Annotated in this window: 8 protein-coding genes; 2 read left to right on the top strand and 6 right to left on the bottom strand. The window is 55.6% G+C overall.

The annotated features are described in order from the left end of the window. Nucleotides 1-205: 205 nt before the first annotated feature. Both pabB and cobS read right to left on the bottom strand, forming a co-directional pair. Nucleotides 206-2,029 carry an aminodeoxychorismate synthase component I gene (gene pabB, locus KJB30_RS12775; RefSeq protein ID WP_214299876.1) on the bottom strand — a complete coding sequence of 608 codons (1,824 nt, stop codon included), beginning with the start codon at nt 2,027-2,029 and terminating at the stop codon, nt 206-208. Nucleotides 2,030-2,413: 384 nt separating this feature from the next. After that, a complete protein-coding gene (gene cobS, locus KJB30_RS12770) occupies nt 2,414-3,160 on the bottom strand; it encodes an adenosylcobinamide-GDP ribazoletransferase (protein WP_214299874.1) in 747 nt (248 codons plus the stop codon). A gap of 128 nt (nt 3,161-3,288) precedes the next feature. On the opposite strand from cobS, the gene KJB30_RS18475 reads away from it, so the two are divergent. After that, on the top strand, nt 3,289-3,495 hold the full coding sequence (locus KJB30_RS18475; RefSeq protein WP_214299872.1) for a type II toxin-antitoxin system HicA family toxin: 207 nt from the start codon (nt 3,289-3,291) through the stop codon (nt 3,493-3,495). 1 nt (nt 3,496) lies between these two features. After that, nucleotides 3,497-3,898: a type II toxin-antitoxin system HicB family antitoxin gene (locus KJB30_RS12760; protein WP_214299870.1), complete on the top strand. Its 402-nt coding sequence runs from the start codon at nt 3,497-3,499 to the stop codon at nt 3,896-3,898. A gap of 75 nt (nt 3,899-3,973) precedes the next feature. Here KJB30_RS12760 and KJB30_RS12755 read toward each other — a convergent pair whose 3' ends face one another. The 4 genes from KJB30_RS12755 to KJB30_RS12745 form a co-directional block, all read right to left on the bottom strand. After that, complete coding sequence (locus KJB30_RS12755) at nt 3,974-4,318, bottom strand: cupin domain-containing protein (RefSeq protein ID WP_214299868.1); 345 nt, start codon at nt 4,316-4,318, stop codon at nt 3,974-3,976. 111 nt (nt 4,319-4,429) lie between these two features. Continuing rightward, entirely contained in the window at nt 4,430-5,464 is a 1,035-nt protein-coding gene (locus KJB30_RS12750; protein WP_214299866.1) for an alpha/beta fold hydrolase, read from the bottom strand. Nucleotides 5,465-5,752: 288 nt separating this feature from the next. Continuing rightward, nucleotides 5,753-5,878 carry a hypothetical protein gene (locus KJB30_RS18250; RefSeq protein ID WP_281415637.1) on the bottom strand — a complete coding sequence of 42 codons (126 nt, stop codon included), beginning with the start codon at nt 5,876-5,878 and terminating at the stop codon, nt 5,753-5,755. A 232-nt stretch (nt 5,879-6,110) separates the two neighbouring features. Next, nucleotides 6,111-6,302, bottom strand: a complete 192-nt coding sequence (locus KJB30_RS12745; RefSeq protein WP_214299864.1) for a hypothetical protein — start codon at nt 6,300-6,302, stop codon at nt 6,111-6,113. Between the last annotated feature and the right edge of the window lie 80 nt (nt 6,303-6,382).

The following is a 6,382-nucleotide window of genomic DNA, read 5'->3' as shown; positions in this document are numbered from 1 at the left end:
AAAAACATGGTGCCGTGGGACCCGAATTTCATGCAACACACATAACACCTCTTGACACCTAACACAGTTGCTCCCCCGCTGGGGGAGGGAACAACGGCTCCTGGGCAGGGGTGCAAAGCATCACGATTTCTCCTGATTCTGGCCTGTAGGAGAAGGGCACAATTGTTCCTCCCCCCAGCGGACCCATAGGGCCTAAAGGGGGAGGCTAGGAGGGGGGAAGTCTACACTCCCGCCAGCCGCGCACTGAATTGATCAGCCAGATCTTCTCCGCGGCCAGCAGGTCCTTCATGGTCAGCACCGCTTCACGGACTGCACCGGCCTCCAGTAGCTCCTGCCGCAGCACTCCCGGCAGCAGACCGGAGGAAAGGGTGGGGCTCAGCAGCTCTCCTTCCAGCCGGATCACGATGTTGTTGAAGCAGCCTTCGGTAATCTCGTCTCTTTCGTTAAGGAAGATGACGTCGTAGCAGTCCGGGTGCTGCCGCAGCTCCCGCTCGTACAATTCCCGGTGGGTGGTCTTGTGGTAGAGGAACGGGTCGGAAGAGTCCATGCGTTGGTCCGAAATTGCCAGTCGGCTTTTTGTTCCTTCCCCTTCTACCCCATCCCCACCCCCACCCTCCACTTGAAGGGGAGGGTGGTTAAACGGGCCGCTTATGGGTTGTGCCTCGACAGAGATGCTCCCGTCTGCAGTCAGCAGGACACGCACCTTGTGCGGGCCGGCCAGATTCCGCCCCACCTCGTCAAGTCGTGCGGCCAGGTTGTCGCTATCGAACCTGAAACCGAAATGATCCGCTGAATTCGAAAGTCGCGCCAGATGCCGTTCCAGCAACAGGTAACCATTCGCGTCATGCCTGATAGACTCGATCAGCTGGAACGGCTGCGAATCGCGGTACATGAACGCGCTCTTTGCCAGGCATTCCCGATATTCCGCTTCTGGGTCAGAATCCCAGGTGATGCCGCTGCCGATGCCTATCTCGCCGGTTCCTGTGGTTGTATCGATTACTGCGGTGCGGATTGCCACGCTGAAGAGCGCCTCGCGGCCGGGTGAGACATAACCGATCGCCCCGCAATAGACGCCGCGGGGGGATGTTTCCAACTCTGAGATAATTTCCATGGTGCGCCGCTTGGGAGCACCTGTGACCGACCCGCAGGGGAATAGCGCCCGCAGGATGTCGATCAAACCTGTCTGCGGCCTGACTTGGGCGGTCACTGTTGAGGTCATTTGATGCACGGTCGGAAACGTCTCCACCTCAAAGAGCGTTGGAACAGTAACGCTGCCGGTTTCGGCGATCATGGAGAGATCGTTGCGGATCAGATCCACGATCATCAGGTTCTCGGCCCGCTCTTTGGGGCTGGCGTTCAACTGGTCCCGCTGGCGCTGGTCGGCATCCGCGTCAGGCAGGCGTGCGGCGGTGCCTTTCATCGGCTTCATGGTAATCAGGTCGCCCTGCAGGGAGAAAAACAGCTCCGGCGAGGCGGACAGAATCTGGTGGCTCCCGATATCCAGCCAGGCACAGAAGGGAGCCTGCTGGTTGCGGCACATGCGGCGGTAGAGGCTGAAAGTGTCACCCGCGACGGAGAAACGTTGACGGGTGGTGTAATTGACCTGATAGGTGTCGCCCCGGGCGATGGCTTCGCGGATTTCTTCTACCGAGCTGGTGTAGCTTTCCCGAGTAATGGCAAGCTCAGGAGGCGACATGTCGCCGGCAGGGACAGCAGAGCCGTTGCTGCCGGGGAGACACGAGATCCGCTCCCTGAAGATGCCGAACCAGATCAGCGGCAGGTTTCCCGGCGCCTTGGTGGCCAGTTCCGGGTTAAGTGCGGCCGCGGCTTCATAGGCAATAAAACCAACCGCGTGCCGTCCCCGGGCAACCGCCTGCTCAACCTGGGTCAGGGCCGGAATTACCTGCTCAAGGGTGGCGGCCGTTATGACCGACTCCTGGCCTTCAAAGCGGAAGGAGTGGGCGAACGGTCCTGTGGAGAAGGACTCCAGCAGGGCGGTCGGCTGCTGTGGTGTGATCTGTTCTGTCATCTAAGCTCGTGATGTTTGAGTCGTTATGGACAAACCGTTCTCACGCGGAGGCGCAGGCACAGAGAGAACCTTTTCGATAACTTTTATTAAAAGCAAAGCCATTATCACGCGGAGCCGCAAAGACGCTAAGAAAGGCAAGACTTTCAAAAGAAAATAGCAGAAGTTAGCCTTTCTTTGCGCCTTGGCGCCTTAACGCAGCGGGCGAGAGATCAGGTTAAAAACTTTTTCTCACGCGGCCAGAAGTAGGTGCCTCTAGGCAAGTCGCAGAGAACGCGGAGAAAGTCAAAATCGAAGTTTTTCGTTTCAAGTAAAGCCCCAAAGCTTTTCCTGGTTTACTCCGCGTTCTCCGCGTGAACCAGGATTGTCTGGTTTAGCTTGTCCAGCTTAGGTCAAAACCTGCAGCAGCACCGGCAGCAGGATCAGCACCAGGATCTCGTTCAGCTCATTGATGCAGCCGACCACGTCGCCGGTAATTCCGCCCAGTCGGCGGTGGGACCAGGCTTTGAGCAGCCAGGTGATGGCAGCGACCTTAAGGCAGAGAGCCAGGCCGCAGAATCCCAGCAGCAGCCAGGCGCCGGCCAGGGTGATCACCCCGGCCACCACCAGACGGGAAGCGGTGGCGCCCCCCACAAAGGCCGAGCCGAGCCCTTCCTGGCGGGCGGAGCGGGCAAAGACAATCGTCTGCACCTGCCCGTAGCGGGCCAACAGCGGAAACAGCAGCAGGGCCTGCCACTTGACCTCGACGGGGACCGCCACCAGCGCCTGCCATTTCAGCAGCAGCCCCAGGGTAATGCCCACCGCGCCCACCGCACCGGTGTGGGAATCCTTCATCACCGCCAGAAAGCGCTCGCGCCCACCCCGGGCAGCCAGCCCGTCACACACATCCGCCAGGCCATCCAGGTGCAGCGCGCCGGTCAGCCCGGCCAGGGCTGCGATCAGCAGGGCATCGGCCAGCGGCCGCGCCAGCCAGGGAGCAATCAGCCAGTTCAACCCCGCCAGCAGCGCCCCGATGGTCAGACCGGCCAGGGGAAACACGGCCAGCGACCGTCCCAGATCATCCTTCTGACAGCGGGTGTCAAAAGGGAGCGGGATGATGGTCAGAAACTGCATGGCGATCAGGTACAGGCGCATAGGGTCCTTAGGTTATGGAGCTGGTTTTCGTTGCGTTTTATTGGAGATAATGGTTGAGAGTACACAGGCCGGGCCAGTGTTGCGCTCTGTTGAAAATACTCAATTCACTATTGACGCAGTGTGTATCGATGTGTATAAATTTAGCTATGACCAGCAAAGATATCATCAAGCGACTTGAAAACGAGGGTTGGTATTGTGTCGGCGGCAAAGGCGACCACCAAAAATACAAACACCCCTCAATAGCTGGCCATGTTGTAGTGCCACATCCACGTAAAGACATGCCAACCGGAACCTTGCGGAACATCTTCCGTCAAGCAGGTTGGGATTGGAGGTAAAATGTTATACCCCGCATATGTTCACATTGGAGACGATAATCACGCCCACGGCGTAACTATTCCTGACTTTCCCGGCTGTTTCTCTGCCGCCGACGAGTGGGAGGACTTGCCACACATGATCCAAGAGGCCGCAGAAGTCTATTTTGAAGGCGAAGATATACCCGTACCGGCGCCGACATCGTTAGAACAATTGACTTCTAACCCAGAATATCAAGGAGGGGTCTGGCTCTTGGTAGATATTGATCTTGCCAAACTCAAAGTTAAAGCGAAGCGGGTAAATATCACCTTGCCGGAAAACCTTCTGCATGAGATCGACCGTTATGCCGAGCAATACCATATGACTCGTTCCGGCCTGTTGGCCCAAGCTGCGGACCAATATATTCACCGCAAACAATTGGCTTAAGTATCAGGTCTACACCTTGACATACTTGGAACAGTTGATGTCAAGATATACCTCATTTTCCTTCTCCAACCTTCCTTATGCCTGCTCCTTGCAGAAGTCGTATTTGCCCACCCCTTGAACAAGCAGGTATTTTGAAATTCCTACAGCCGAGTTGACTACCCGGTGGACCACGCCGGGAGCCACCTGGCAGCGCTGGCCCGGTTCCAGAACCAGCGTGCGTCCAGGATTCTTTGTCTCCACCAGAACCTTTCCTTCCAGGCAGACGAAATAATCGTGAACCTGGCTGTGGAAGTGCCACTCCGTTGCAGCCCCATCAGCCAGTTCCATCTCGCGTACCAATACCTCATCGGTCCTGATGATGTCTGCATTGCCCATGGTTGCGTTCCTCATTCGAAATGCGCTGCTAGTACTCTGTAACATGTAAAGCCTCCTCCCTGGCCCTCCCCCTCCTGGGGAGGGAATACGCTCCTCACCCAAGCGGGGGGAGGTTGGGAGGGGGGAGTGGTTGCGAATTTGAAGAGTTACAAAGTGCTAGTCCTGTTCCTTCAGAAAATCGAGCAGGGCTCCGTGGAACTTTTCTGTTTGCTCCATGTGGGGGATATGGCCGGCATTGTCCAGCGCCACCAAACGAGCCCGCGGTATCTGCCGGGCTGTTTTGCGCCCCAACTCCGGGTACTGGCCCACCTGCGGCAGCAGTTCCTTTTTCACCCGTGCCTTGCCAACGACGGTTCTATCTGCCTGGCCGATGATCAAAAGGGTCTTTGCCTTTACGTTTCCGAACTCATGGCAGACCGGCTGCTCATAGATCATCTCGTAGGTAAGCGCCGATGACATCGCCAGGCGGGGAAACTCTCCGCTTAACTTCTGCCGGGCAGCAACCTCTGCGTATGCGCCGAATTCCGGGCGCCAGTTCACAAAGTAGGTGCGGTGATAGGCCAGGATTCCTTCGGCGGTGGCATTCAACTCGGCGCGGTATTGCTCATCCACCGGAATGAAAGGAACAATCGGGCGATAGTCCTCCAGCCCGATCGGGTTTTCCAGTACAAGCCTGGTCGCGGTCTCCGGGTACATGAGGGCAAACCTGGTGGCCAGCATGCCACCCATGGAATGGCCGACAACGGTTACCTCTTTGATGCCCAGCGTATCGAGGAGTTTTTTGGTGTTCGCCGCCAGGGCGTGAAAGCTGTAATGGATGTTCGGCTTGGACGATTTTCCGAAGCCGATCTGGTCCGGCACCACGACCCGGTATCCGTTGTCGGCAAGGAACGCTATCGTCTTTTGCCAGTAGGCACCAAAAAAGTTCTTACCGTGCAGCAGGACCACGGTTTTGCCATTCCCGCCGCCACGCGGCTGCACATCCATGTAGGCCATCTTCAGGTCCTGCCCTTCCGTGGACAAGGGCAGAAAGCTGACGGGGTAGGGGTAGTCATAGCCTTCCAGGGTGATGGAGAGCGGTGTCAGGTCATTGGCCGCTGCTGGCCGGGGTATTGGGGAAATGATCATTCCCATGAAAAGCAGGATGGTCAGAATGCGTCGCATGAAATGACTTGTGTTTGTCTTGGGCATAGCTCTTTTCCTCCTTTGCTTTTGTTGTGCTTTCGGCTAACGGGTTTGGTTTTGGCTCGCAAACTCAGCCCCATAAAGCACTTGTAAGTTTGCAGGCTGCGTTGTGAAACTGCTGAATATCAACGAGGTAGCGCCTTGAGTCGACAGCGATAAATTCTTCGGCGGTTCTCTCGTCAGGGAAGTAGCAGACAAGGACAATAAGGGGACAAGGACAATAAGGGGACAGGCTGTTTATTGCTGACATTTTTTCGTATATTCAGCCTGTCCCCTTATTACTGTCACGTATATTCAGCCTGTCCCCTTATTACTGTGCGCAATGTCGTTGGATGTGCCCCGCGCATAACCTAAGGCGGACAATAGCGGTGTCGCTACCTCTTCACGAACATCGGTTTCGTTACCTTCTTCAATGTTCAAGTCAACTCCTCTTCATTTGAATATATGATGTGCGCAGCAGTAGTGTAATCCAATGGGTTGACCGATTGAGTCCGTCCGGGAGGTTTTTCGCCCGATCGGTGTCCAACGGTCTACCTGAGATATCCTCTCTTCTTTCGTTGCTGTCACTCCACCAGACCACACCGGCGGTAACTCCGCGGTTCTCACGGCTGTCACGGCTTACATAATGGATTTCTTTTTAGTTGTTATAGCCTTACAACTTCAAGCCGTGATCATTTGCAAAATCAAGCAGCAGAGCATGTTCTAAATGAATTGCTGACATTCTGAACTGTGAAAAGAGATCAACATTTTCAGAATTCGAGACCGTTTTTAAAGCATGTTCTGACATTAGTAGTTCGAGATGTTTCTTTCGGCCAAGAAATTTATTTTTAGTTGCAGTATCCATTTCATATCCTTAAGTTGCGTTCGGCTGTGTCTTATTCCGTCCCGCTGCCGTTGGTACAAACTGCTTTGCTACGTTTAAAC

The sequence above is a fragment of the Pelotalea chapellei genome (assembly GCF_018531195.1).
Classification (GTDB): Bacteria; Desulfobacterota; Desulfuromonadia; order Geobacterales; family Pseudopelobacteraceae; genus Pelotalea; species Pelotalea chapellei.
The sequence above is the reverse complement of the archived record's forward strand: the minus strand, read 5'-3'. Positions and strand labels throughout refer to the sequence as shown.

What these genes read in the sequence shown, in the direction of transcription:
- pabB (WP_214299876.1), bottom strand. Translation starts at nt 2,029, where the DNA reads ATGACAGAACAGATCACACCACAGCAGCCGACCGCCCTGCTGGAGTCC.
- cobS (WP_214299874.1), bottom strand. Translation starts at nt 3,160, where the DNA reads ATGCGCCTGTACCTGATCGCCATGCAGTTTCTGACCATCATCCCGCTC.
- KJB30_RS18475 (WP_214299872.1), top strand. Translation starts at nt 3,289, where the DNA reads ATGTGTATAAATTTAGCTATGACCAGCAAAGATATCATCAAGCGACTT.
- KJB30_RS12760 (WP_214299870.1), top strand. Translation starts at nt 3,497, where the DNA reads ATGTTATACCCCGCATATGTTCACATTGGAGACGATAATCACGCCCAC.
- KJB30_RS12755 (WP_214299868.1), bottom strand. Translation starts at nt 4,318, where the DNA reads ATGTTACAGAGTACTAGCAGCGCATTTCGAATGAGGAACGCAACCATG.
- KJB30_RS12750 (WP_214299866.1), bottom strand. Translation starts at nt 5,464, where the DNA reads ATGCCCAAGACAAACACAAGTCATTTCATGCGACGCATTCTGACCATC.
- KJB30_RS12745 (WP_214299864.1), bottom strand. Translation starts at nt 6,302, where the DNA reads ATGGATACTGCAACTAAAAATAAATTTCTTGGCCGAAAGAAACATCTC.